The organism is Pseudoalteromonas ardens, assembly GCF_030125445.1.
In the GTDB taxonomy this organism is placed as follows: Bacteria; Pseudomonadota; Gammaproteobacteria; order Enterobacterales; family Alteromonadaceae; genus Pseudoalteromonas; species Pseudoalteromonas ardens.
In genome coordinates this window covers 88485-112884 of sequence record NZ_JASJUV010000001.1, presented here as the reverse complement: position 1 = coordinate 112884, position 24400 = coordinate 88485, and the positions used below count along the sequence as shown (strand labels likewise).

At 47.6% G+C, this 24400-nt stretch carries 20 protein-coding genes; 10 read left to right on the top strand and 10 right to left on the bottom strand.

Translation table 11 applies throughout. The features are described from left to right. Positions 1–25: 25 nt before the first annotated feature. The 5 genes from QNM19_RS00470 to QNM19_RS00450 form a co-directional block, all read right to left on the bottom strand. On the bottom strand, positions 26–1690 hold the full coding sequence (locus tag QNM19_RS00470; RefSeq protein ID WP_010380732.1) for a methyl-accepting chemotaxis protein: 1665 nt from the start codon (positions 1688–1690) through the stop codon (positions 26–28). Between the two features lie 27 nt (positions 1691–1717). Continuing rightward, complete coding sequence (locus QNM19_RS00465; RefSeq protein WP_156202184.1) at positions 1718–2539, bottom strand: substrate-binding periplasmic protein; 822 nt, start codon at positions 2537–2539, stop codon at positions 1718–1720. Between the two features lie 98 nt (positions 2540–2637). Continuing rightward, entirely contained in the window at positions 2638–5274 is a 2637-nt protein-coding gene (locus tag QNM19_RS00460; protein WP_082225354.1) for a TonB-dependent receptor plug domain-containing protein, read from the bottom strand. A gap of 203 nt (positions 5275–5477) precedes the next feature. Continuing rightward, positions 5478–7346, bottom strand: coding sequence for a M6 family metalloprotease domain-containing protein (locus QNM19_RS00455; RefSeq protein ID WP_049863583.1), 1869 nt, complete (start codon positions 7344–7346; stop codon positions 5478–5480). Between the two features lie 158 nt (positions 7347–7504). Next, positions 7505–8539: a tetratricopeptide repeat protein gene (locus tag QNM19_RS00450; protein ID WP_049863582.1), complete on the bottom strand. Its 1035-nt coding sequence runs from the start codon at positions 8537–8539 to the stop codon at positions 7505–7507. Positions 8540–9079: 540 nt separating this feature from the next. Between QNM19_RS00450 and nudB the strand changes: the two genes are divergently transcribed. Beyond that, positions 9080–9520 (top strand): dihydroneopterin triphosphate diphosphatase, encoded by a 441-nt coding sequence (nudB, locus tag QNM19_RS00445; RefSeq protein ID WP_049863591.1) that lies wholly within the window; start codon positions 9080–9082, stop codon positions 9518–9520. Here nudB and QNM19_RS00440 read toward each other — a convergent pair. Beyond that, the gene (locus QNM19_RS00440) at positions 9507–10127 is read right to left on the bottom strand and encodes a class I SAM-dependent methyltransferase (protein WP_049863581.1); all 621 of its coding nucleotides are present in this window, start codon (positions 10125–10127) and stop codon (positions 9507–9509) included. The genes nudB and QNM19_RS00440 overlap by 14 nt on opposite strands. Before the next feature lie 287 nt (positions 10128–10414). Between QNM19_RS00440 and QNM19_RS00435 the strand changes: the two genes are divergently transcribed. The 7 genes from QNM19_RS00435 to QNM19_RS00405 all read left to right on the top strand — a co-directional run bounded on the left by QNM19_RS00435 (position 10415) and on the right by QNM19_RS00405 (position 18081). Continuing rightward, positions 10415–11524 (top strand): alanine racemase, encoded by a 1110-nt coding sequence (locus tag QNM19_RS00435; RefSeq protein WP_049863579.1) that lies wholly within the window; start codon positions 10415–10417, stop codon positions 11522–11524. 58 nt (positions 11525–11582) lie between these two features. Then, positions 11583–12542 (top strand): SPFH domain-containing protein, encoded by a 960-nt coding sequence (locus tag QNM19_RS00430; RefSeq protein ID WP_010380721.1) that lies wholly within the window; start codon positions 11583–11585, stop codon positions 12540–12542. Then, entirely contained in the window at positions 12539–13003 is a 465-nt protein-coding gene (locus QNM19_RS00425) for an NfeD family protein (RefSeq protein ID WP_049863578.1), read from the top strand. The genes QNM19_RS00430 and QNM19_RS00425 overlap by 4 nt, the downstream gene beginning before the upstream one ends. A gap of 8 nt (positions 13004–13011) precedes the next feature. Beyond that, positions 13012–13467 (top strand): GNAT family N-acetyltransferase, encoded by a 456-nt coding sequence (locus QNM19_RS00420; protein WP_049863577.1) that lies wholly within the window; start codon positions 13012–13014, stop codon positions 13465–13467. 254 nt (positions 13468–13721) lie between these two features. Beyond that, a complete protein-coding gene (locus QNM19_RS00415) occupies positions 13722–16124 on the top strand; it encodes a hybrid sensor histidine kinase/response regulator (RefSeq protein ID WP_049863576.1) in 2403 nt (800 codons plus the stop codon). Continuing rightward, a complete protein-coding gene (locus tag QNM19_RS00410; protein WP_049863575.1) occupies positions 16117–17349 on the top strand; it encodes a hybrid sensor histidine kinase/response regulator in 1233 nt (410 codons plus the stop codon). Before QNM19_RS00415 ends, QNM19_RS00410 begins: the two co-directional genes overlap by 8 nt. 222 nt (positions 17350–17571) lie before the next feature. Beyond that, complete coding sequence (locus QNM19_RS00405) at positions 17572–18081, top strand: 2TM domain-containing protein (RefSeq protein WP_417711481.1); 510 nt, start codon at positions 17572–17574, stop codon at positions 18079–18081. Between the two features lie 37 nt (positions 18082–18118). On the opposite strand, the gene QNM19_RS00400 is transcribed toward QNM19_RS00405, so the two are convergent. The 4 genes from QNM19_RS00400 to QNM19_RS00385 all read right to left on the bottom strand — a co-directional run bounded on the left by QNM19_RS00400 (position 18119) and on the right by QNM19_RS00385 (position 23047). Further along, positions 18119–20377: an ATP-binding protein gene (locus tag QNM19_RS00400; RefSeq protein ID WP_284026157.1), complete on the bottom strand. Its 2259-nt coding sequence runs from the start codon at positions 20375–20377 to the stop codon at positions 18119–18121. A gap of 333 nt (positions 20378–20710) precedes the next feature. After that, on the bottom strand, positions 20711–21475 hold the full coding sequence (locus QNM19_RS00395) for an AraC family transcriptional regulator (protein ID WP_197094240.1): 765 nt from the start codon (positions 21473–21475) through the stop codon (positions 20711–20713). Further along, on the bottom strand, positions 21441–21881 hold the full coding sequence (locus tag QNM19_RS00390; RefSeq protein ID WP_049863569.1) for a carboxymuconolactone decarboxylase family protein: 441 nt from the start codon (positions 21879–21881) through the stop codon (positions 21441–21443). The genes QNM19_RS00395 and QNM19_RS00390 overlap by 35 nt, the downstream gene beginning before the upstream one ends. Positions 21882–21973: 92 nt before the next feature. Continuing rightward, positions 21974–23047, bottom strand: a complete 1074-nt coding sequence (locus QNM19_RS00385; RefSeq protein ID WP_049863568.1) for an SGNH/GDSL hydrolase family protein — start codon at positions 23045–23047, stop codon at positions 21974–21976. Positions 23048–23302: 255 nt separating this feature from the next. Here QNM19_RS00385 and QNM19_RS00380 point away from each other — a divergent pair, with 255 nt between their 5' ends. Both QNM19_RS00380 and QNM19_RS00375 read left to right on the top strand, forming a co-directional pair. Next, positions 23303–23893, top strand: a complete 591-nt coding sequence (locus tag QNM19_RS00380) for a hypothetical protein (RefSeq protein ID WP_049863566.1) — start codon at positions 23303–23305, stop codon at positions 23891–23893. A gap of 155 nt (positions 23894–24048) precedes the next feature. After that, a complete protein-coding gene (locus QNM19_RS00375; protein WP_049863565.1) occupies positions 24049–24240 on the top strand; it encodes a hypothetical protein in 192 nt (63 codons plus the stop codon). The last annotated feature ends 160 nt before the right edge of the window (positions 24241–24400 follow it).

Below are 24400 nucleotides of genomic sequence, written 5' to 3'. Positions count from 1 at the left end.
TTGACATCCGCTAAGTTCCTGCATTTCAGATCTTAAAGCGATTAACGATAGCAGCCAGCTCGCCTGCCTTTTCACTCAGGTTAGTACTGACAGCTAAATTCTCAGTACCAATCGACACCGACTCCTTACTGTGCTGTGAAATAGAGTCAGTGCGCTCTGATACTTCCTTGTCGACGATGTTTTGCTCCTTGGTCGCATCAGCGATATGCTCATTGACACTGAGGATTTCATTAATAAATTGCACTATCTGTTTGAGCGACTCGGATGCTGAAGCTGCTTTATCAACGGTGGTCGCGCTGTAACTTTTGCTAGACTCCATTGCACGTACCGCATCTTTTGAGCCGTCAGTGAGTGTGTTGATCACGCCCAGGATCTGAGATGCGCTTTTTTGCGTCCGGGTAGCCAGCTCTCTGACTTCGTCGGCCACCACAGCAAACCCTCTGCCCTGCTCCCCTGCGCGAGCCGCCTCTATGGCCGCATTCAGCGCTAACAGGTTGGTTTGTTCAGCTATTTCCTGGATGATGGATAATGACCCGGAGATCCCCTGAACATCCCCTTCCAACTTTGAAATCACGCTACTGGCCTCATCCAGCTTTTCGGCCAGGGTATTCACCGAGTTCATGGCTTCGTCAACAGAATGCCGGGTATCATTGGCGCTGCTGTCGGCATTTTTAGCCGAGTTCGCGGCCTCATTGGCATTGCGAGAGATTTCCTCCGCAGACGCCGTCAGCTGAGTCATCGCCGTGGCTATCAGCTCAGTTTCCGTTTGCTGGCGCAGTAATATTGAATTGATGTCGCCCGACGCTGTGGAGATTTGGCGCGTTTCATCTACAACTTCATTGGTAAGCTTAGCCACCTTCTTGATGAGTTCATGGAGCTGCCCCAGAAAGATATTAAAATCCCGACTCAGACTATCAAATTCAGGCACGGTAAAATCCGGGATCCGCACGGTTAAATCGGCATCTCTGGCGGCATAAATGTGAATGGTGTCTTCAAATTTAGACAAAGGTACAGTAATGCTCTTACTGATCATCAGACCTAACCCGGCGACCCCGACAGACACCACCAAAGTAAACACCAATATATTCGCGATGCTCTCATAGAGCCGTACTTCGTTTTCGTCTCGCATTGACTTAACCAGCGCATCTACATCGTCCGTGTAAAAGCCGGTGCCCACAATCAGATCCCATTTAGCAATATAAATGCTGTAGGCCAGCTTAGGTAATGGCTCCGTCTGACCCAGTTTTGGAAAATAGTAAACCGAATACCCATCTCCCGTTTGTGCCGATGTAATGATGTCTCGAACCAGGTAATTACCTCGTTTATCCTGCAAGTCAATGAAGTTTTTACCAATACCCTGATCGCTGTCGCCCTGCATTACACGCGTCCCGTCGGGCTTAAAGCCAAATAGATAACCGGTCCCGCTGAACTTAATATTCTTAAGCAATGCAATGGCTTCTGACTCGGCGTGGTCTCCCTGCATGAGTGGCGTCAGGACTGTTTTTGCAATTTCCAGGTAGGCTTTAAGCTCGACGCGCTTCATCCGCATCATCTCTTTTCGGCTCAAATCGACCTGCACCTCATTGAGCTTTTTGGCTTCCAGATACGTGATTAAAGTCACAACCGATGAAATGATGATCACGGGGATAAGTGACAATAAGATCAATCTGGATTTTATTTTGAGTTTCATGTGACTGAGCCTCTTTGTTGCGCTGGTTTAAGAGCGCTCTTCAACTGCTTTACCTGTTTGTGGTGACGTATCGTAAATGGACTGCTCCTTGTTGTAGTGCTTCAGGTACTCTTGCAATATTTTGTCGTATGTACCGTCCTTTTTTATTTCTCGCAAAGTTTGTTCTACTTCCAGCCTGGTCTTTTCCAGCGTGCGCGTTTTAGAAAACGCAATATAACTGGGTATCTCATATCGGTAGCTCGGCACCTCTGCAACCAAGTCTTCAATCCCCAGCTGTTTAATGATTTCAAGCGCCCCCAGCCTGTTGATCACGACCACTTCAACACGATCAGCTAGCAGCAATTCAAAACTCTTTGTGCCCGTATCCGTTGTAACCACGTTCTCAAACACCCCCCTTTTTAGCGCAGTGTCAATTTCTGAGCCGTAGCTCACTTTGTGCATCACCGCTACCCGATAAGGTGCCAGTGAGTTAAGCCGGCCATCAAAATGAATGTTGTTTTTTCTCAACGTAAACAAGGCAATTGATTGCTCTATCAGGAGTTCGTCCGCATAATCCAAAAAGGTCAGTCTCTGTGGGGTTTTATAAATGGTGAAAATGCCATCATAGCGCCCAATCTCAACTTCTCTAATCGCTCTGCCCCAGGGCAGAATTTCAATTGTGTAGGGCTGCTCCATGCGCCTGAAAACCTCGCGCACTAATTCCACGGCGATGCCACTGGGGCCATTTTTTCCCTGGAATTCATAAGGTGGATATTCCAGCGTGACCAGCTTGATCACCCGCTCTTCGGGCACACTGGCCCCCAATAAACAGAGCATTATCAGAACATGAAACAGCCTGCGTATAATCATAGAGGCACGACTCTTTGCCAGGCTATATGCCACATAGCCTGGCAAGCAAACCTGACATTCAGTACGCGTTGCGGCACCTGCACACAGTTAGCCATCAATCAAAAGCTCAGCTGGATTTTTATATAGGCCCGGCGCCCACGCGGATCGCCCGTTCTGGGGTCATAACTGCCGGCAATGGCCACATATGGCGGATCTTCATCGGTCGCATTGACTATGCCTGCAATGAGCCGGGTTTCTGAGTCCTCTCTGACCACTTCACCAAGATTGACACTGTATTGCAGATCAATGGTGTTGAAAGAGCTGATAGATTCACCACTTACATCATTTTCATAGCTGGCAACATGACGAAGATAGATATTTGCACTGTGCTCTCCGTCCGACCAGTTCATACCTATGCTGCCACGTAACCGCGGCGCCGGATTGCCGACCGTATTACGGTTGAGTTTACCCAATCCATCACTGGTGTTGCCGGATGCATCCATTAAATCGTAGCTCAACAGATAAGAAGCCTTAAGTTGTGGCCTGAAATCACCAAGATCCGTGCGATAAATAGTCGTTGCGCTGATATCCAGCCCGGAGGTATCAATCGCTTCTGCATTAATAAACTTGGTATTCACGATTGAAATGGTGCCCGCTGATGTACGGATCACCCGAGTCGGATCATTAGGATTCGCATTCACCACGGCCTGATGGCTTTCACGAGTAAGCACATCTTCAAAAGAAAAGTCCCAGTAATCTAAATCAACAGAAAGCTCGTCCAAAGAGAAGGATAAACCCAGATTAACGGCTTGTGAGGTTTCCGGCACCAGATCCGGGTCGCCCACAGTTCGGTTACCACCAAAGGTTGTGGAGCCATCCTCCGGATCTGTTATGTTGGCAAAGTTGGTCTGCACCCCCTGTAACTGGTGAACAGAAGGCGCTCTGAATGACGTACTGTAGGTTCCCCGGAAAGAAAACAAGTCATTCGCAAGCCAGAGGAAAGACACTTTTGGATTGGTCGTATCGCCGCCAAACTCACCGTAGTCCTCATACCGCACCGCCGCACCAATTTCCAAATCCAGGGTCAGGGGCACCAGTACCTCAGCAAACAGGGCTTTCACATCACGCTCACCGTAAAAATTCTGATTACCAATCAAAAAGGCAAAGCTGTCTTGCTGGGTAAAGGAATCATAGACATTATTGATGGACTCATCCCGGTACTGAAAGCCGAGCGCATACCCAACATCTCCCCCACCGACTTCAAACAACGACTCTCCCGTTATCACGGCTTCGTAAACGCGCATTTCAGACTCGGCATCGCCCAGATAGTCACCGATAATGAAGTCTCTCAGCAGTTCATTATCAGGGTCTTGAGGGTCAAAGGGGTTAAAGTAATAACACTCCCCTTGTCCAGCCTCAGCGGCGGTGGTGCCGCTGCATTTTATCCCCCCTAAGCCATGCAAAGCAGCCTGAAAATTATCGGTAATGACATCTCTGGGGTTCAGTATGGCGTCATTCGCTGCTGCAACAAACGAGAACTGCCAATATACCCCTTCGGTTAACTCGCCATCACCGCCAAACGCAAACCGAGACGTCGTGTGATCGTAGTAGTTAATTTCGGTTGGTTTGCCTACGCCATAGGGACGACCGCGAAAGAAGATATCTTCGCCATAGGGGTTATCCGGATGACTGGCAAGCACACTTGGCGCATTCAATACCGGAAAGCTCGGCGAAACTTCGCGGGTAATTTTGTTTCTGGCATAACCAAATTCAGCCCACAAACGTGTCGTATCGCTCCAGTCCCAGGTAGCCCGGGCATAAGCCTGTAGTCGGTCTTCATTTGGGACCGCCGTGATTTGCGGGCCGAAATCAAACAGACAGAACGAGTTGCCATTGCTCCCTTCGGAAAAGATTCCCCCATTGGCCACACAATTTGGATCCGCAACCGTTAAACCATTGGGATTATTTTCATCTGCCATCGACGGAATGACAAAGCTGCCCGGGTTACCAAAGCTACTGGTTGCCGGCTGCAGCCAGTCGACCTCATCAAGCAACAAGCTTGAGCGCTCAAGAAAACTGACCGCAAATAACATATGTCCGGTATCACCGACATATCCGCCATGGGCAAAATCAATTTTGGTGTCATCCTGATCGCCATCACTCCAGCGGGTTCGGTACTCGTACTGCAGCTCAGTGCCTTCCAGGTCATCCCGGGTAATAAAGTTGACTACACCCGCGACCGCATCCGAACCGTAAATGGCAGAAGCTCCATCTTTTAATATTTCAACCCGTTTAATCGCCAGCGTCGGGACCAAAGAGGCGGTATCAACAAAACTGGCGCCCTGATCGGTCACCACCGCTGACGTAACTTGCCGGATCCCATTGAGTAGTACCAAAGTTGAAGAGACCCCCAAGCCCCGAAGGTTGACGTTTGAGGTCCCCACCGTGAAGTTTTGCGACAAATTATCTGAGTTGTTCTGAGACCCGGCATTAAAGGGCAATACTTCAATCAGGTCTCTGATGTTGTTCGCGCCGATATCGGTCAGGTCACTCAGTTCGGTGCTCGATATCGGAGAAGCGCTGTCAGATTGTATAGAGCGCTTGATCCGCGTTCCTGTTACTGCAATCGTTTCAATGGCGCTTTGGTCACTAGTAGGTGTATTGCTCTGCGTTTCAGCGACAGCCAACACTGGACAGAGTAGTATAGGCAGAGTCCGCAATAGCACGGATTGGACCCTGAGCGAGGAGTTGCACATGATTTCACCTTATTGTCTCTGACGGTAAACTTCTCAGTGCTATGTATCCCTGGAGTACAACTCCAACAGCATTTAATATTGCTGTTTTAATAATAGTCGCAGATTTCAAAGTCATGGCAAAACTGGCTACTTTTTTTGCCTGTTACAACCAAAGCTTAACAGCTTGCCCGAGCCAGCAGCCCGGACAAGGTCACAACCTGTGTTTATTTACTCACACGCAACGTATAACTGCCAGCGCCAGAGTATGAATAAACAATAAATCGATAATAACCCGATGAGGCAGTGTAGTTGATGGACTCAGTAGACGTTGGCGTCTCGGATATGGCCACCTGTTGCCATCTGCCACTCAGCCACTTTTCTATTTTCAGATCGAAATCAGCATTTGCCGGTCCGCTCAGGGTCAGCGCAATGGCACCGCCGCCATACTGAAACCAACTGCCATTTGGCTCAATCACACTTTGCTTATCGCTCAGAGTCCCGGTATAGGTGTCCGGATCTGGCTGAGCTTCAGATTCAATGGTAAAAGAGATGGTTTGTGCCGGATCTGAAATGTTGGTAATTCTGAGCCCCGAATCGCTGCCATTCCACCACAGTGCATTGGTACCGCGAGACGTTTGAGAGTTAGGTAAAGCATGGGTAAACTCTCCGGCCACATCGAACAAATCGCTCCCGTCACCGCGATTGCGCTTGTATTCCGGGTCCCGATTACCATCGCCATGTTCCATCTGAATATACGGATACCACTCATTGGAATTGCTGCCACGACTGTCGACGTGCCAGACAGCTAAGCCCTGATCGAGTTGCTCGGAGTTCTGACCTGATTTATGAATGGCTTCGATATAAAAGGCTTCATTGCTGTTTGCCGGGTTGGTCCATTTGTAAGAAGTACCGCTGTGCGAAGTGTGACTTAATCGACCTGATGGTGCATTCGCGTTAATGGCCGGGTTTAGCTCAGTGACTGTGTCCCAGCCAGCAATGGCCCGAAAATGTGCCACCGGTGGCGTCGGCTTGTAACGATTCGTTGTCCCGATCGCGCCGTAGCCCATCACGCCAAAACTGGCGACAGAGCCCTCGGAGCTGCCATCGTAGTCATAAAGATCAGGCCAGTTAGTGATCAGGTGCCCAGACTCGTGGACAAACGTACCAATTGCCAGACTGGCGCGCATATCTGTGATTTGGTAGCGATCGGAGCATACCCCATCAGCGCAAAAACGTGGGCTAAGCCTCGCCATATGAGGCCATAACCCTTTAGACCAGGCACTGTCTGAGTTACCGGCATAAAAGATATTGAGACCACGGATCTGTTTACTACTGTTTGTCGTTAACTGAGAGAAATCAAACCCCTGCTGATACTCCAGCCATTGCAATGCCTCATTGATGAGCTCCTGAGAACGTACCGTTGAGCTGAGGCTGGAATCGGCATAGTATGCTTTGTTCTTTTTTGCCGTGTAATACTGAGTGACTGTATTCGTGTAATCCAGTTTATTGCCGGATACTGAGCGAAAATAGCCGCGGACCGACTGCGCATTACCAAACTCGTTATAATTGAGATCATTCAAAAAGCGCTCGACCTGCGCTTTTGAAATCGTTCCCCGCTCATCCGGAAAATCGATGATAATCGTCAGTCCTTTTACCTGACCACTGATCTCCTCAACACTTTGAGTGTCAAGCATCGAAGTGTGAAACGCCTCATGACTTCCGAGCATCCGTGCGCGCATTTTCTCTACCTGCGCTGCTCTGGCTGCATCCGTCAGTCCAGCCCGGGACTTACTGACTGTTTTTGCAGATATGTTACTCTGATTGCTAACCAGTATTCCGGTAGACACCAGCTCAGTGCCATCATTACTGACCTTTGCATACGCCATCCCTTTTAACGTTTCATCGTAGACCACCAAACGGCCGTCTGCGGTTCTTTGCTCTGCATAATAATCATTACCTTGCAGAAACAAGCTAATCACCTGACCGTCAGGCTGAGTGAATTCGTAAGATGTATTGTTATAGGGTATTGCTGCGTGGGCAAGTGCAGCAACGCTCAGTGCACCAATGGCACACAATGATTGTAGTGTTTTCATAATTAAGTTCCTTTACATGTGAGTATTCCTTTTTCATATCAGCGGAGATATGAAAATAGGAACTTAATTATTAACCGTAAATTTACAACTGATCAAATTTAAATTTTCGTTACTATCTCATCAGCAGACACACTAAGTGACACTGTTCCCATCGAACCCTAGCTCTGAGTTGTGGAACTAACACCGCGATTGCACCAACGCTTTATCACAATACGTCCGCCACCGGGCGTGTTAAGCTGCGCAGGTTGGTGCTTCGCTTTTGCCTTTTGCCAGGCTTCACTAATGGTAATATTATTAAGCAGCTGAACATATAGATCGACCGACGGAGTCAGCTCTGAGCCTATCAGGGTTGGCATGGAAGCAATCAGCTTTTCTTGCGTTGCCCCTTGCAACTGTCGATTTTCAACCACAGTATCAAACACTGCCAGCTGCCATTGATAAAAGTCACTGAATACCGTCTGACCACTGGCATTTACCTGAACAGCAACCGATGCCTTAAAGCGCAAAAAGCCGCCCCAGTCACGTAAATGGATTTGAGTATTCAGCAAATTCAGGCCCGTACCAGCCGCATGGCCAAATTGCTCAGTCTCGGAATGGAATAAAAAGGCCCGAATGTACATTAGTTGGGCATTTCGATAGCTGTTACCGTCAAAGTAGAGATTACCCAGATTATTTTTAATATTGGCAATTATCTCCCTGTCATCCGAGAGCATCATTGCTTCTTTGAGTATGCCGGTTGCCTTCTTATGTTGCCCTGTAAAGCGATAAACCACCGCCAGATTATTGGCTATGCGTGCGTATTGTTTCTCGTCGGCAACATAATTCAGCGCGCATTTGTTTAACTGCTCAGCATACTCGTAATCCTGCATGCGACGATGATAAATCGCGACAGAGCCAATGACATGAATATGCTCTCCTTGTAAGTATGCCTGCCACGGGTCCCGACTTAGCTGCGTAACAATGTCAGACACCGCGTCATAATCATGAGCCCGAACGCCCGATTCAAGCCCGGCGAGGTAAACCTGTAACAGGCCTTTGCTGGGTTCTGTCGGCAATTTTTCCTGTGCCTGATGAAACAGTGCAACCGCCTGAGCCGGGTTTTTATCGTTCAGCTCTTTCAACTGGTTAAGCGTTTTAAACAGCTCCGCTGGACTTAAAGCGACAGCGGCGGAAAACAACAAGCTTGTGAGCATAAGTCAGTGACACCTCATTACAATCTGGTTAAGCATGGTACAGATACAATTAATATACCAGAGAACAATTTCTCAGCAGATTGGTCAGCATTAATGCAATTTGGTCAAACAACCCCCAAAAAACCAATACAAAAAAACAATATATGTTAACGACAGTTACACCTTACATTTCTACCCATAACGAACACAGAACAAGAAACATTTAATTTTATTGATAAAAAACAGGCAAAAAACACAAATATAAAAATATTAATATGAAAATTCTCATTTTCTTGTTTACATTTGGAAAACGCTGCGATAGCATGTGGGTGTTCCTTAGGGCATGACTCATCACACAAGTCATTCCAATTGAACTCCCGAGAAGTAGAGCTTACCAACAAGGATGTTGGTTTATTGGGTATTTCCTGGCACAGTTTTTGTTGCTATTGGAGGTTAGGCAGGACATTTCCTGCCTTTTTTTTTGCTTTGCTCCCGGCCCATTTTACTTGCCAACATGGCTTGTATTTGGGTAAATTTGCTAAAAACAGCATGACTAATACCATGACACTCAGACACCCCCACTCCGTACTCGTCATCATTTATAACAGCCACAATGAATTCTTACTGTTGCAACGTGCCGATGACCCTGACTTCTGGCAATCCGTAACAGGTGGAATTGACCCCGGAGAAGCGCCCATTGAAACCGCATACAGAGAATTACTGGAAGAAACCGGTATTGACGCCAAAGCACTCGGGCTGACTATTAACGACCACCAAAAATGCAATCAGTACACCATCAGAGAGCAATGGCGACACAGATATATAGCAGGTGCTAATGTCAACACTGAGTATGTCTTTAGTGTCTGCGTACCGAAAAACTGTGACGTGCAACTTGCACCAGGAGAGCATCTGGCTTATCGCTGGCTTGCTCAGCAACATGCTGCTGAGCAAGCCTGGTCAAGCAGTAACAGCCAGGAAATCTTATCTATTAAACTGGCTTAAACAGGAGGGTTTGCCAGGTGACGGATGCCCGACCTTGCGCGTCTTCTTCGGGCTCGGTTACTTCGAGGCAAGTTAAATCGGCTTTTTGTGCAATATCCAATAAATAATCCACAGCGCAATTTTGCATACCACGCAATTTAAGAGCCTCTTCATCATTACAGTGGCGCAGTTTAATCACCAGCAGTCCTTTGGGGCTTAGCAAATTACGTAAGGTCAGCATCGCTTGCTGGCCTGAACTGGATTGCAGATAGTTAAATACAGAGCTCACCAAAATCACATCAAAACTTTGGTGATTCTTGCGGACCTTATACAAACAAGGTAACTCATCCTGATACCAGCTGATCGGCATGTCTCGAGTGTAGGCCTGTCCCAGGCGATTTAACGAACACACCGGCTCTACTGCCACTACCTGAGCCTGCTCTGCCTGTTCAGCAAAAAACTTTGCGTCTCTGCCTGCTCCGGCGCCGATATCCAAAAACTTTAGACCCGATTCTTCCATTAAAGGGGTAACAAATTTTAGCCATGAAGCATGCAGCAGTTCAAAGCGGTAAGACTGGTACAATTTCGCTAATTGTAATGCGTTGTCTTCATAATATTGCATAGGCATAGTTGCTACGCTCCAACCAATGTCACTTGTTCCTGATTCAAAACCATCATAGACAACAATCAAGGCACAATTATGACAATTTGGTTAAACATGGCTGAGATTCAGTGATGATTAACACTTTGATTTAGGGACAAATGCGTATACATTGGTTGCCACACCTCAGTGTAAATACACAGTGTTTACCAATACAAGTAACCTGGGTCCAGAACATCTGAAAACATGCAGGGATTAGTCCCTTAATAAGCCGAAATAGTTTGCGTCAGTGATCCATTACACAAGGAGTTTTTATGTCACTCAATGCTTTACACACCCCCTGTTTGTTACTGGAAAAAAAGAAGCTGCTAAACAACATTCAACGGCTCAATACACACCTGTCACAGTTTGCGGTTGGATTACGGCCGCACCTCAAAACGCTTAAGTCAGTGGATGTTGCACGTCATATGTTGGCGGATCAATCAGCCCCTTGCACGGTTTCGACTCTGCAAGAAGCGAAACAGTTCGCCAAAGCAGGCTTTAAAGATATCACTTATGCAGTGGGGATCAGTGAACATAAACTTGTGGAAGTTCTGGATATACAAAACCAGGGAGTCACCTTACATATTCTGCTAGACAGTTTTGAGCAGGCACAGTTTATCCATGCCTTTTGTCAGGAAAATGACTGTCAGCTAAGTTGCCTCATAGAAGTAGATTGCGATGGCAAACGCGCCGGTGTCAAACCCAGAGATCCGCAACTGATTGCGATTGCTAAAATCCTGGACTCATCCGGACTGTTTACAGGCCTTCTGACTCATGCAGGCGGTTCTTATGACTGCCATAGTTTGGATGAAATTCGTGCTATGGCGCAACAGGAGCAACGCGCAGTGCAAATAGCGGCCGATACACTGCGCTCGCAACACATAGACTGCTCCGTCGTCAGCGTCGGTTCCACACCAACGGCTTTACTCGGCGACGGATTTGAGCACATAACAGAAGTACGCGCCGGAGTATATGCCAGTATGGACCTGGTCATGGCAGGGCTAGGCGTATGTCAATCGCAAGACATTGCATTGAGTGTGCTCACTCGGGTGATCGGCCATAATCGCGAAAAAAACTGGCTAATCCTCGACGCTGGATGGATGGCGCTGTCACGTGATATGGGGCTTGCTTCGCAGCAATGCGGTTACGGACTCGTATGCAATAGTGAGGGCGACGTTTTGCCCGGGCTGTGCGTCAGCAGTGTTAACCAGGAGCATGGCATTGTGGCGCTTCCGGATACACTCGACACCAGTCACTTTGCAATCGGAACATTGTTGCGTGTTTTGCCCAATCATGCCTGTGCCACCGCTGCTCAACACCAGGGCTATCACGTCATCTGTGAGGATGAAATGGCCTACTGGCCACGCTTCTCTGGCTGGTGATGGTCCACTTTACGCATTGTTGCTATAGTAAATAAATGGATATAAATAAGGAATAAACATGGACCCAATTACGCTCACTCTCGATTACCTGCTAACGGTTGAGGCGTTTCTGCTCATTTTTATCATTTTTGTGCTCAAAGGGAGCATTAAATTTGTCCCGCAGAATCGCGCCTGGATAATAGAAAGATTTGGTAAATACCAGTCAACCAAAGAGGCTGGTCTGAACTTTATTGTGCCTTTTATTGATCAGGTCTCTGCCGATCGTAGCCTCAAAGAGCAAGCCGTTGATGTCCCTTCTCAGTCAGCCATTACCCGTGACAATATCTCTTTAATTGTCGACGGCGTTTTGTACTTTCGGGTACTGGACCCCTACAAAGCCACTTATGGCGTCGACGATTACATCTTTGCCGTCACTCAGCTGGCCCAGACAACGATGCGTAGTGAGCTGGGTAAAATGGAACTGGATAAAACGTTTGAAGAGCGGGATATGCTCAATACTAACATTGTCTCTGCCATCAATGCAGCATCCGACCCCTGGGGTATTCAGGTACTTAGGTATGAAATCAAAGATATCGTGCCTCCCAACTCTGTAATGGAAGCGATGGAAGCACAGATGAAAGCTGAACGTGTTAAACGCGCGCAGATATTGGAGTCAGAAGGTGACAGGCAGGCAGCTATCAATGTCGCCGAGGGTAAGAAGCAAGCCCAGGTACTGGCCGCAGAAGCAGAAAAAGCTGAGCAAATCCTAAAAGCCGAAGGTGAGGCAAAAGCCATTATTGCCGTTGCGGAAGCCCAGGCGGATGCCCTCAGAAAAGTCGGTGAAGCAGCCAACACAGAAGAAGGACAAAAAGCCATCCAGCTAGACTTAGCCAGTAAAGCCATTGTCGCTAAAGAAGCCATCGCCCGGGAATCATCAGTCGTACTGCTTCCTGAAAGCGGCACTGACCCCAGCTCTCTGGTTGCACAGGGCATGTCAATTATTAACAGCTTGAATAAAAAACAAAAGGAGCAACTGTGACACTCTTGGTTGAACACCTGAGCCAGATCCTGATAGTACTCGGATTACTGGCCTTAATTGTTGAAGTTGCCGTGTTGGGCTTTGCCACCTTTGTGCTGTTTTTTCTGGGTCTGTCACTGGTCCTGAGTGGCCTGATGATGTCAGTAGGTTTACTGGACGCTACTCTGATGAATGCGCTGTGGGTCAATGCCCTGTTAACGGCCGCTCTGGCGGGCGTGCTGTGGCAACCGCTCAAGCGTATGCAGGCCAAAACCCAGAGCACAGAAGTGAATAGCGACTTTGCTGATATCACCTTTACACTCAGCGAAGACCTCAACGAGCAAAGCCAACTCACCCATGCTTATTCCGGGATCACCTGGCAGCTAAAAAGCGAAACGCCTATTGCAAAAGGCACCACAGTCAAAGTGGTCAAAAAAAGCGTTGGGGTGTTATGGGTCGCAGCGCTAGAGCGCCAGGATTAAACGATACAATGCACATAAGACCCGCGCAGCCCAAGGATTTAGATACCCTCAGTCAGATTTGTATGGAGGCTTTTAACTCCGCACTTGCAGCAACATTGTCGAGTGAGGGCTGTGACACCTTCAGGGCTGTTGCCTCGCCTGCAGCCCTGGCAACACGATTGGCAAAAGACAATAAGATATTAGTTGCCGAAATAGTTGAACAGCCCGTGGGCATGATTGAGTTAAAAGCAGGCCGACATATCGCAATGCTGTTTGTCTCACCGTCAGCACAGCACAAGGGCGTTGGCAAAGCTCTGGTTGCAGCAGCGCTTAAATTGACAACGGAGCCAAGGGTTACGGTATCGGCCTCATTGCCATCCGTAGGCGCCTATCACAGCTATGGCTTTACACTGGCAGGAGAGATTGCCGAATCTGGCGGCCTTGTTTATCAGCCAATGGAAGTCAGATTAGCTGAGACCCATTAATTGCGCTCAGGTGTTCGCCCAATAGGTTTGCGAGTATGAACACTGTGAGTCTTTATACTCAATAGCCTTTATCACTTTCTATGCCGACTAACCTGCTATTAGTGAATCAGTCTGCCCGGCTGATTTCACGTCAAAAATTACAGCGTCACTGATCTCAATATTCATCCCCTTCTGAGCGAATACATGCAAATCACTGGTCGTTTTTGGTGATCATTCACTACACTTTAAGTTCAGTACGTTAAGTGGGATCTAATATGTTCGACGATGACACGCTCCTGTTTGGCTCAGATGACGAGCCTGAAGAGTCACCCAGCCTGCCACCCTGGAAAATCTTGCTAGTCGATGATGAAGAAGATATTCATCAGATCTCCAGGTTAGTGCTGGAACAAATGGAACTGGATGGCCGGGGTGTTACCTTTCTCAATGCCTACAGTGGCACTCAGGCGCAACAGGTTTTGGCAGAGCATGATGACATCGCCCTGATTTTGCTCGATGTCGTGATGGAAACAGCCGAAGCAGGTCTGGATTTTGCCAAATACGTACGTGAAGAAGCTCAAAATCATAAAGTGCGTATTATTCTGCGTACCGGTCAACCTGGCATGGCGCCGGAATCAGACATTACCCGGGAATACGATGTTAACGACTACAAAACAAAGACGGAACTGACCAGCAGCAAACTCAAAGCCTCCGTGTTAGTTGCTCTGAGAACCTATTCGCACCTGGATAAAACACAGCAGGTACAATCCGGGTTAGACAAGATCATCACCTGTACCAATGCCCTGCTAAGCGACTCCGAATTAGCTGAGTTTGAACTGCGGGTATTTCAGACCCTGACTGAAACCTTGCCGCTGAGCCAGCAATTTGAGCCTGCCCCCATGAGTGTGTTTGTTGTCAAACTGGACCTTGACACTGACGCCTTTGAGCAGCTTTTTCCTCAGGAGGACGTTACCCTCACCATACCAGAATCCGTGAAAACACAGTTCATCGCGCAATATAATGCGCAGTCAGAACGCAGTGCCATATTAGAAAACTATGCCGTGTTATTTTTGGGAGATAAGACCGACGGGTCCCCTATTTTTGCCATTGCCTGCTACAGCAATCCAATCGAGGCGCAGGAGGCGCAACTATTACTCAACCTGGGCCACAATTTAGGCATTGCCTGGCGCAACACTCAGCTACAGGAAAGACTCAGCAACAATAATATTGAGTTGGAGAGCTTAGTTGAAGAACGTACAGCAGAATTACAAGCGGCACGGGAGCGCGCAGAGCAAGCCAACCTGGCAAAAAGCATGTTTTTGTCAAACATGAGCCATGAGATCCGTACACCACTCAATGCAGTGCTGGGTTTTGCCCAGCTGCTCGAACGGGCAAAAGATCTCAATGCCGGTCACAAAAACACCATGAACAAAATCATCAGAGCTGGCAACCACTTACTGGACATAATCAATGACGTGCTGGATATCTCGAAGATAGAAGCCGGCTCTAGCAAACTCAACCCCGTTGACTTTGAACTCAATGCGCTGCTGGAAGATTTGGGGAGCATGTTCAAACTCAAGTGTGAGCAAAAACAACTTGCCTGGCAATTAGACAGCACACTGAGTGAACCGACCGGGGTTCATGGAGATCAAGGTAAGCTGCGGCAAGTACTTATCAATTTACTGGGTAATGCCGTCAAGTTTACGGACAACGGTATAATTAAACTACGCTACACGCAGCCAAAAGCAGGTTTACATCGCTTTGAAGTACTGGACACCGGGCCCGGTATCTTGCCTGAAGAACTGAAGAACCTGTTTAATAGTTTTACGCAAGGCAGTGCCGGCGTAGAGAAAGGCGGCACCGGGCTTGGGCTGTGCATTTCGTCCAGGCAAGTAGAAATGATGGGAGGAAAGCTAGAGGTGAGTTCTGAGCCTGGCAAAGGCAGCTGCTTTTCTTTTGTCTTGCCACTGCAAGCTGCCCAGGTAACCACCACCCATACCCAGAAACAGACATTACAACAGATAAGTGTGCGGGCGGACAAAACACTGCGCGCTTTGTGTGTTGATGACGTTGCTTACAACCGCGAAATACTTGGCCAGACACTTGCGGCATGCGGTATTGAGGTCGATTATGCTGAGGATGGTAAACAAGCCATTGACCTCATCCAAAAAAGCGCCTTTGACATTGTTTTTCTGGATTTGTTAATGCCCGTTATGCGTGGCGATGAGGCCGTCGTCATCATTCGTAATGACCTGGGTTTGTCTAAACTAAAATGCGTGGCCATTTCAGCCTTTAGCTTACATCACGAAGTACAGCATTATCTCAGTATTGGCTTTGACCAGTTTATTGGTAAGCCCTACACAATAGAGCAAATTTTCGATTCATTATTATCTTTCTTCCCGGAGCATTTTGAAAGCGCTGAGTTAACCAGCTCTTCGTCTCCAGATAGCGCGCCATCAGAAGAGATAATACTTGCAAATTATTCGTTGCCCGCTGAACAACGGGCTCAGTTGATTAGTTATGCTCAGGTCAACAACAGCTCTCGAATTAAGCAAACACTCAAAGAAATTGACGCACAACAGCCAAATAATAAGCAGCTTACGAAATACTTGGCTAAATTTATAAGTAGGTTTGATATGACAGGCTTTATTGCAGCGCTCGACGAGGTGCAAGATGGATGATGATGCGGTTTCACTGAACAATTGCAAAATTCTAATTGTTGATGACAAGGCTGAAAACCTTGAGTTGCTGACTGACTTTCTTGAGCCCGAAGGGTACGAAGTCGCATTCGCCACTTCTGGTAAAGAAGCCATCAATATAGCGACCATTTTCCTCCCTCATTTAATTTTGCTCGATGTGATGATGCCTGGCATAGATGGGTTTGAAACCTGCCGCCGACTCAAATCTCTTGGCAAAGTTAAAGAGATCCCGGTTATCTTTGTCACGGGTAAAAGTGAGCTCAGCGACATCGTCGAAGCATTCAGTGTGGGTGCCGTAGACTATGTGACTAAACCCATACGGCAGGAAGAACTGTTGGCACGTGTGACAACCCACCTGCAACTACAAGCCCTGATCAATTTACGTGACGAACTCATTTCAACACTCCGAGATAAAACCCTTGAACTGGAAAAGCTCTCCAAGCTCAAAGAGCAACAACTTGAAACTTCTCAGCATTTTAGCCATATTGGTGAGCTGGTTGGAGAACTTACGCACGAGCTAGGCACGCCACTCAGCGTTGTCAAAACCGCTATCTCGCACTTGAATGAAAAACAGCAGGAGCTTGCGCTGCAAGTGCAAAAACAGTCACTGGCCAAGCAAGAGTTAAACGCCTTTATTGATAACACAGCACAAAGCTGTGAAATTGTGCTCTCCAGCATGGACAATGTCATGCATCTCATAGACAGCTTTAAGCACATTGTTGTGGGCGAATTTAGTGGCACAGTCTCAGAGTGTAACTTGCATGATTATCTGCACAATATCCAGTATGTCCTGACACCCAAATTAAAACGCACACCGCATACTGTATCTATCAACTGCCCGCAAACATTGCACCTGATTTCTGATACTGGCGCGCTGTCTCAGGTCATCATCAACTTAATCAACAATGCCCTGATCCATGCTTTTGAAGACAATGCAGCCGGCACAATTGATATCCACGTCGAACACCAGGACGGCAACATAGCCCTGTATATAAAAGATAACGGTAAAGGCATTGAATGTGAGAGGACCAGTAAAGTCTTCGACAAGTACTATACAACACGCGTCGGTACCGGCGGCAGCGGCCTTGGTTTATATATCGTTAAAAAGCTGGTTGAAACCCGGTTGAAAGGCAATATTGCTTTATCAAGCCAACCCGGAGAAGGTACGGTATTTAGTATTGTGATCCCGCAAGCGTTGGAAAACTAATCCGTGTCTGGCTGTTATCGACTCAATGGGCTACCAAACTCGTAACTGCTGCCAAGCCATAAATAGGTCGGTGTACTTAAATTCGCAAATAATATTATACTGTGAAGATAATGTTCACTAGTTAGTGGCACAGAACAGACATATTACCCTCTACTTAACTTATTGAAATATATACTTTGTCATTGCTATGTCGTTACGCTGACGTATTCTGTCGACGAGAATATGCGTAAAACAGGTGGCAGAGCAGCAAATGGGAAAACAATAATGATTATCAGGAAATTCAGATTACAACGCGGTTGGTCGCAGGAGCAGCTGGCAACGCATAGCGGATTGAGTGTTCGTACCATTCAGCGAATAGAGCGCGGTCAGCGTCCCAGTCTGGAGTCATTAAAGTCATTAGCTGCTGTTTTTGAAACTACTGTTGCAGATCTCAAAGAGGAGCAGGATGATATGAGCCATGAAACGATAACCCACCAGGAACAACGTATCATAGAACAGGTACGTGCAATTAAAGATTTTTACTCGCACTTAATTACCTATGTTTTAGTCAACAGCGGGCTTTTTGCCATAAATATGTTTACCAGTCCTGATTATCTATGGGCCTTGTGGCCTGCGCTCGGTTGGGGTATAGGGCTGTTCAGTCACTGGGCAAGCGCGTTTGAGGTCTTCGATCTGTTCGGTGCAAAATGGGAGAAGCGCCAGATTGAAAAACGCCTGGGGAGAAAACTCTAAATAAAGACAAGCGCACCCAATCGCCGCCAGGTCTCAATTATGCCTGACCTGCGGCTTTGTCCACCAGCATTTTGAGCATTTCTGCTTGCAATAAGTCAGCCTGAATAGGCTTGCTGACATAACCACTCATACCACAAGCCAGACACGTTTTTCGCTCACCCTGCATCGCATTAGCTGTCAGCGCAATGATAGGCAGGTCCCGACAAGCTTCCAGTTCCGGATGAGTACGAATATGCCGGGTTGCTTCATACCCATCCATCTCTGGCATCTGACAATCCATCAAAATCAAATCTGGTAATCCATGTTCTGGCATTTCCCTCAGCATATCCACGACTTGCTTACCCGACTCAGCCAGTTGTACTTCCACTTCCCACTCAGCAAGCACCTTACTTGCAACCACCTGATTTATTGGATTATCCTCGGCGAGTAAAACACGCACGCCCCGCAAAGGTGACACCCCGTTGGCAGGTTCGGGTGAGTTAGGTTTATGCTCATCTGTGAACATCTGTACCAAATCTTTGGCTGTGACCGGTGGGTAAACCACTGTAATCTGATGCTGAGTAAAAACAGGATCGTGTTGGATTTCGCATTGCATATTACATAGAGCAAGGATCCGTCGTTTACCCTGCAGATGGCTAAGTGCATCAATCAGTTTGTGTTGATACGTTGAATCGCACAAATCAGCGATCAGTATGTCATGAGCCAGCTCGGCTTCAAGCGGAAGCATTAACGTTTGTGGCTGACACCCCAGCACTTCGAGCTGACTGCAAAGCGTTTGTGCCAGCCGGGACTGCATAGACAACACCGCCACCTGAGCGTTCTCAGGAGGAATACCCCTGCCCCATATACCGCCCTTTTGCGCCTCAATCTGAAAATGAAAACGAAAATGAGCACCTGGTTCCGTACTGTCAACCAGTTCAATATCGCCATTCATTAACTGACACAATTGTTTAACGATAGCCAGTCCCAGTCCGGTCCCCCCATATTTGCGCGTTGTGGACGCATCACATTGACTGAATGAGCTGAACAGCTTGTGCCTGACCTCAGGTTTAATACCTATCCCAGAATCAATAACGTCACACTGCAACACTGTAACCGGATGGCTGACGGCTGTAACATCCACTTCATCACACTTCACAATAAGCTGGAGTGTACCTGACTCTGTAAATTTAACGGCATTACTCAATAAGTTGGTCAGGATCTGGCGTGCCCTGATCGGATCAAGGCGCACAAACCGATGCTTAAGCCCATGGCAGTCCACCAATAGTGTGAGCTGCTTCTTGTCTAGTGGAATGGCAAATGATTTTGCTACTGAATCAACCAGCTCATACAGGTCAACGGAGTCAGGGGAAATCTCCAGTTTGCCAGACTCTATTTTAGAAAAATCCAGAATATCGTTAATCACACCCAGCAATGAATGCGCGCTGGCATCTGCCAGTTTGGCATATTGTTTTTGCTGCGCATCCAGATCGTGACTCAGTAGCAGGTTCAGACACCCAATCACGCCGTTTATTGGGGTGCGGATCTCATGGCTCATATTGGCCAGAAACTCTGATTTCATTTTCGAGTGTTGCTCGGCGCGTTGCTTTTCCTGCTGTAACGCCTGGTTGGACTCCAGTAACTGGCGCTGAATCTCGCGGTTTTTGGCATTTCGATACTCTCCGGTCATGATCGCAAATGCGAAATTAAACACCAATTGGCTCATAAATAGAGACACGACAAACAACTGAGCCTTTAGAGTGTGATCTTGCTGGAGGCTGGTAGTCCCGGGGTGAGATAAAACATCAAACGCTTTTCCGAGCGCAAAAATAGTCACAAACCCCAGACTCAGACTGATCAGTACAAAAGACTTTGCATAACGAGGTCGACCAAAACGATACAAACACGCCCAGATCCAACCTGAAGTGATGGTCAGCGTGATCATTCCCAGGATCAGTCGTGACGCGTAATTTGATATGACGTAAGTGAAGATGCAATGAATGAACAAAAACGCCGCAAAATAACAGCCGATTTGACGCAGCGGCACCGATTGTTCACATGCATGGTAGCAGCCAATCAACACCAGTACTAAAGCAGCCTGGCCAAATAAGTTTGGCAACAAAAACCGTACACTCAATGGCAACTCATTTTGCACCCCGAACAATATCATGCTCAATGCCAGACAGACGGGCGACAATGCCCAGTAAAGCGTCGCTTTAACATCTCGGTTTGCCAGCCACATAAACACCAAGGCCAGTGCCGAAGCAACCACCCCGGCACCAGCCATCAGCAATAGAGAAGGTGTAGATAATTGCACTGCTCGCTCGACAGGGAGCCGATGTTACCGCGCGGCTCCACTAAAATTAACGGATATTCAAAACTCTAGAAGACAGAAGCGGGGTTGTAAAGGCAGTGAAAAAGCCCATTGCAACTGCTGTCAGGCGCTTTGATCTATCACAATGTCTGCGACCTGGGCAGATCTTGCGCTCAGACTTTGCAAGATGCCAATCGCGAATAATGCCCTGGACTTTACCCACGACTGACCTCAATCTGTTTGATGGCCAGACCTTGTATTTCGGTCACTCTAAAGACAAGGACCTCTATCAAGCGAAGTCCAATTTGCCGCTGCTGGCAATCAATAAATCGTGACTTACGCAAATAATTGACGGGCATATTTGCCCGGTGTGATCTTCAGAATGTGTTTAAACTCACGAGTCAGGTGTGCCTGGTCAGAAAAGCCGCTTACCTGCGCCAACTGAGCCAAATCTATCAATGGGTTATTTCTGAGTTGTTGTTGTGCATACCGAACCCGGTAGATGCGTGCCAGATACTTAGGCGTTAACTCAGATTGCGCTTTGACTTGCCGCTCCAGCTGGCGTATGCCCAGTGGCACGCCGCGATAAGCCTCTTCCAGGGGGTGTAACTGCATCAGCGCACTGATGAGCTGATAGGCATGCTGCATGGCATAACTGGGGTCGGGCGCAGCGCTCGACAAAGTTTGTAACCACTGTTTTAACGTACACAGGGTCGGTGCTTGGCGAAGCTGCTCTGCGAGCGCGCCCAATCCGGGTGCAGATAACAAGGGATAAACGGCCTGCTGAAGCGCCTTCAATCTGGCTGGATACAATCGGATCCCGGCAAACTCAGCGTCAGCGCTGTAAGAGAGTTGTACAGCATGCTTTGAAGGTGGCTGAATGTGAAAAGGTGCTGTCAGTTTATGCTCATCCAGAGACACCTCACCTTTGAGTACAAAGACTATCCCTTGTGCGCCATCGCAGGGCAGCCAGCGAGTGCCTGAGTACTGGCTGCGTGCAAACCATACAGCTTGCACATACCGCTGGGACCTGCCATCCGGTTGATGGCGTTGCAACATCAGTTCGTTATTCATCAGGCTCAGGTTTAAACATTTTGACAACTCGATTCCAGGCATTGATGGCATTAATGGCAACCGTCAGGGTCACCAGAGCATCGTCACTGAACTCCTCAGATAAAGCGCAGTATAAAGTATCATCAATCGGCTGAGCGTTTGTCAATTGTTCACACAAAGTCAGTGCCAGACGTTCTTTTGCAGTAAATCCTGTCATATCCCGCCAGGCATTCAGGGCAATAATACGCTGGGCGCTTTCGCCCTGCTCCATTGCCTGACGGCTGTGCATGATAATGCAATAGCCGCACTGGTTTAACTGAGATGCTCTGAGTTTAACCAGTTCCCAGAGTTTCGTGTCCAGTGTAAGTGTTACTTCTTCATTTAGTAATTGCTCCTGAGTAAACAAGTGTTGCATCAGTTTTGGGGCACATTGTAAATAACTTGCTCTTTTCATCGTTTTTTCCTGAAGTGTCATTCTTGACTAACAGACTACCCAGAGACTCAACTATAAGATTGAAGAAAAACGACTTTCGTGCCCCAAAACGTTTAAAGCAAATTGTGCTGCTTGATAAATGTGACCAGTTCACCAGCAATACTCGCATGTTCCTGCGCTGTAGGGTGCCAGATACAGCCTTCCAGTGGAGATACAAAAGTATTGGCATACACATCCTCAACCCCCTCATTGGCAAGCTGTCGCAATGCGGTGTGAGTTGCCGGAATAATAAAGTCATAGGGATACGCAGGACGAGGCATCACCACAATAGCAACTTCCGGATAGCGGCTTCGCAGCGAATGAACAAACTCCACCATGGCTGCTTCCCAGGCCATTTTTACTTCCTCTATTGTTTGCCAGGGTTCGTGTGGCTGAGGGTCGGTACTAAAATCATTGGTCCCAAACTCCAACACAATTAACTGAGGAAAGCGTTCCTGATATGGTAAATCATCCTCATATACTGCGGATATCTGATCAACATAATCCACCAGGGTGTGATGTGTTTGATTGCCATTCCAGTTGCGGATCAAACCCAAACCAGAATACGACACCTGAGTAAACGTACTGTTTAATTGTTGCGCCGCTACATATGGAAAGGCCAGCCGTGCATTACTGGAATTAACTATCTCCTGCCAGTCACATTGTCGTTTAGCCGATTCGCTGCCAAATCCCGCACTGATAGAGTCTCCGATAAACAGTATGTGTGGCTGTGTTTCCCATACTCCCTCCAAAGCCCCATCAACCTCAAATTGCAGCAGTTGAGTACGTGCACCATAATGCTCCCAGCGCTTCACCACTTCGATAAGCACCCGCCCAGGCTCTGCCTGTTCAAACAACACAAAGCGCTGGGCTTCACCCGTTGATGCCGTCACGATTTTTTGGTGCAATCGACCATCAACCAGTACATCAAACTGGTCACCATTACCGACTAAACTGACTGCGATGGACTTACCTACCAGCTGAGTGTGGATGGCCGTACCTGGCCAGTTAAACTCCACACTCCCTTGCTGATAGTTTTTATGTACCCGCCCCTCATAAATAAGCGCATGGTGCGTAGCAGGCAAAATGGTAGCGAAGCAGCTAAGGCTGATGCTCAGTCCGAGCAGGATAAGTATTAAGCGACACATAGACAGTTCCTTTTTTGTTAAAAAAGTAAACCTAGTGTTTAAACAGCAACTCCTCAAGCCAGAGAAGTTGAATTTTTCTAAATCGGGTAGGCGCGACTGATTGCCTTTCGTATCTGTTCATCACGTTCAGAGCGATACATCATTCTTGCGAGCCAATAAAATAAGAAAAAACCACTAACTTAGTTATACAAATACTCTTTTATTCTTATTTAAAACACCATATAGTTATTAAAAGTTTGCATTTAAATTAATATAATGATTGGAAAAATTCAGATTGGCGTAGCAACGCCTCTCTCCTTGCTGATACTCACAGGCTGCAGCCAGCTACCCGCCCCGACACCGTTGACAAATGCCAGTGTTGAGGCGAGTTGCCCGCTCGTGGAGCTAAAACACCCAAACCTGATCCCACTGCCAGCCCAGAGCATACCTGAAAACGTGATTGCCCCGCCCGACCAGGGTGGGCTTTGTAACGCACGCAACTATGAAGTAAGCAAAGATATCATTATTTGGCGAGCCTGGAACAGCACCTACGAAGGCTCTAAATTCGGCAAGTGGTGGTCACTGGATAAACCACTCGGAGGGGTTGCGCAATACCGGGCCGAGTTCAATATTTGTCCCAAGTACTCACCACTGGATATGCTGGTGCGTTGCACTTTAAAAGCAGGCACTCAGGTCGTGATCGGCCCAGGTCAAAGCGCTCAGTGTAGCAACTACTTTACTTATCCTCAGTCGGATACGAATCAGCTTTATCTGGCAGATGCCGCTGAGGTCACCCTAAATTGCACCAACTTTTACGACGAGTTCTCCTGGCATGAAGTCGTTCCGGAGACGAACACAACACAATAACAGGAATTAATACCAACCCTATTGATGGCTTACTTTCAAAGGTCGGCGCATTAATATGCAGGGTTAGTATACATCCTCCAGCTCGCTTCGAAGTGCGCGGGAGGCCAATATAACGGAGCCCGGCATTGGGCTTTCTCACTACAAAGGAAATGAGCATGAAACTCAATTTAAACAAGAAAAAAATCAAGTCACTATCCCAGAACAGCCAGCTGTCACGTCAGCAGACTCCTCAGATTGGCGGCGCAGCGACAGGCTTGCCTAACTGCCCGAATACTAACTTTTGCAATTCAATAAATGCTTGCTGGACGTTCAAGGACAATCGACCGGATTGTATTATCTGGGGTTAATTGATAAGTCTCGCTGTGCTGTAAACTGTGAAACCTGCCTTGCAACCTCAACTTAGATGCAAACGCGACACAGACAAACAACACATGCGAGGTGTTTGCTCAAGCCGGGCAACACGCACGGCCTGAGCAAACTTTGGTTACTTTATGAATTGCTCCATGG

Excerpts from the sequence above, each read along its gene's own strand:
- QNM19_RS00450 (WP_049863582.1), bottom strand. The coding sequence starts at position 8,539 with ATGCTCACAAGCTTGTTGTTTTCCGCCGCTGTCGCTTTAAGTCCAGCG.
- QNM19_RS00430 (WP_010380721.1), top strand. The coding sequence starts at position 11,583 with ATGGACCCAATTACGCTCACTCTCGATTACCTGCTAACGGTTGAGGCG.
- QNM19_RS00440 (WP_049863581.1), bottom strand. The coding sequence starts at position 10,127 with ATGCCTATGCAATATTATGAAGACAACGCATTACAATTAGCGAAATTG.
- QNM19_RS00415 (WP_049863576.1), top strand. The coding sequence starts at position 13,722 with ATGTTCGACGATGACACGCTCCTGTTTGGCTCAGATGACGAGCCTGAA.
- QNM19_RS00390 (WP_049863569.1), bottom strand. The coding sequence starts at position 21,881 with ATGAAAAGAGCAAGTTATTTACAATGTGCCCCAAAACTGATGCAACAC.
- QNM19_RS00460 (WP_082225354.1), bottom strand. The coding sequence starts at position 5,274 with ATGTGCAACTCCTCGCTCAGGGTCCAATCCGTGCTATTGCGGACTCTG.
- QNM19_RS00435 (WP_049863579.1), top strand. The coding sequence starts at position 10,415 with ATGTCACTCAATGCTTTACACACCCCCTGTTTGTTACTGGAAAAAAAG.
- QNM19_RS00465 (WP_156202184.1), bottom strand. The coding sequence starts at position 2,539 with ATGATTATACGCAGGCTGTTTCATGTTCTGATAATGCTCTGTTTATTG.
- QNM19_RS00470 (WP_010380732.1), bottom strand. The coding sequence starts at position 1,690 with ATGAAACTCAAAATAAAATCCAGATTGATCTTATTGTCACTTATCCCC.
- QNM19_RS00375 (WP_049863565.1), top strand. The coding sequence starts at position 24,049 with ATGAAACTCAATTTAAACAAGAAAAAAATCAAGTCACTATCCCAGAAC.
- QNM19_RS00405 (WP_417711481.1), top strand. The coding sequence starts at position 17,572 with ATGCGTAAAACAGGTGGCAGAGCAGCAAATGGGAAAACAATAATGATT.
- nudB (WP_049863591.1), top strand. The coding sequence starts at position 9,080 with ATGACACTCAGACACCCCCACTCCGTACTCGTCATCATTTATAACAGC.
- QNM19_RS00410 (WP_049863575.1), top strand. The coding sequence starts at position 16,117 with ATGGATGATGATGCGGTTTCACTGAACAATTGCAAAATTCTAATTGTT.
- QNM19_RS00455 (WP_049863583.1), bottom strand. The coding sequence starts at position 7,346 with ATGAAAACACTACAATCATTGTGTGCCATTGGTGCACTGAGCGTTGCT.
- QNM19_RS00385 (WP_049863568.1), bottom strand. The coding sequence starts at position 23,047 with ATGTGTCGCTTAATACTTATCCTGCTCGGACTGAGCATCAGCCTTAGC.
- QNM19_RS00420 (WP_049863577.1), top strand. The coding sequence starts at position 13,012 with ATGCACATAAGACCCGCGCAGCCCAAGGATTTAGATACCCTCAGTCAG.
- QNM19_RS00380 (WP_049863566.1), top strand. The coding sequence starts at position 23,303 with ATGATTGGAAAAATTCAGATTGGCGTAGCAACGCCTCTCTCCTTGCTG.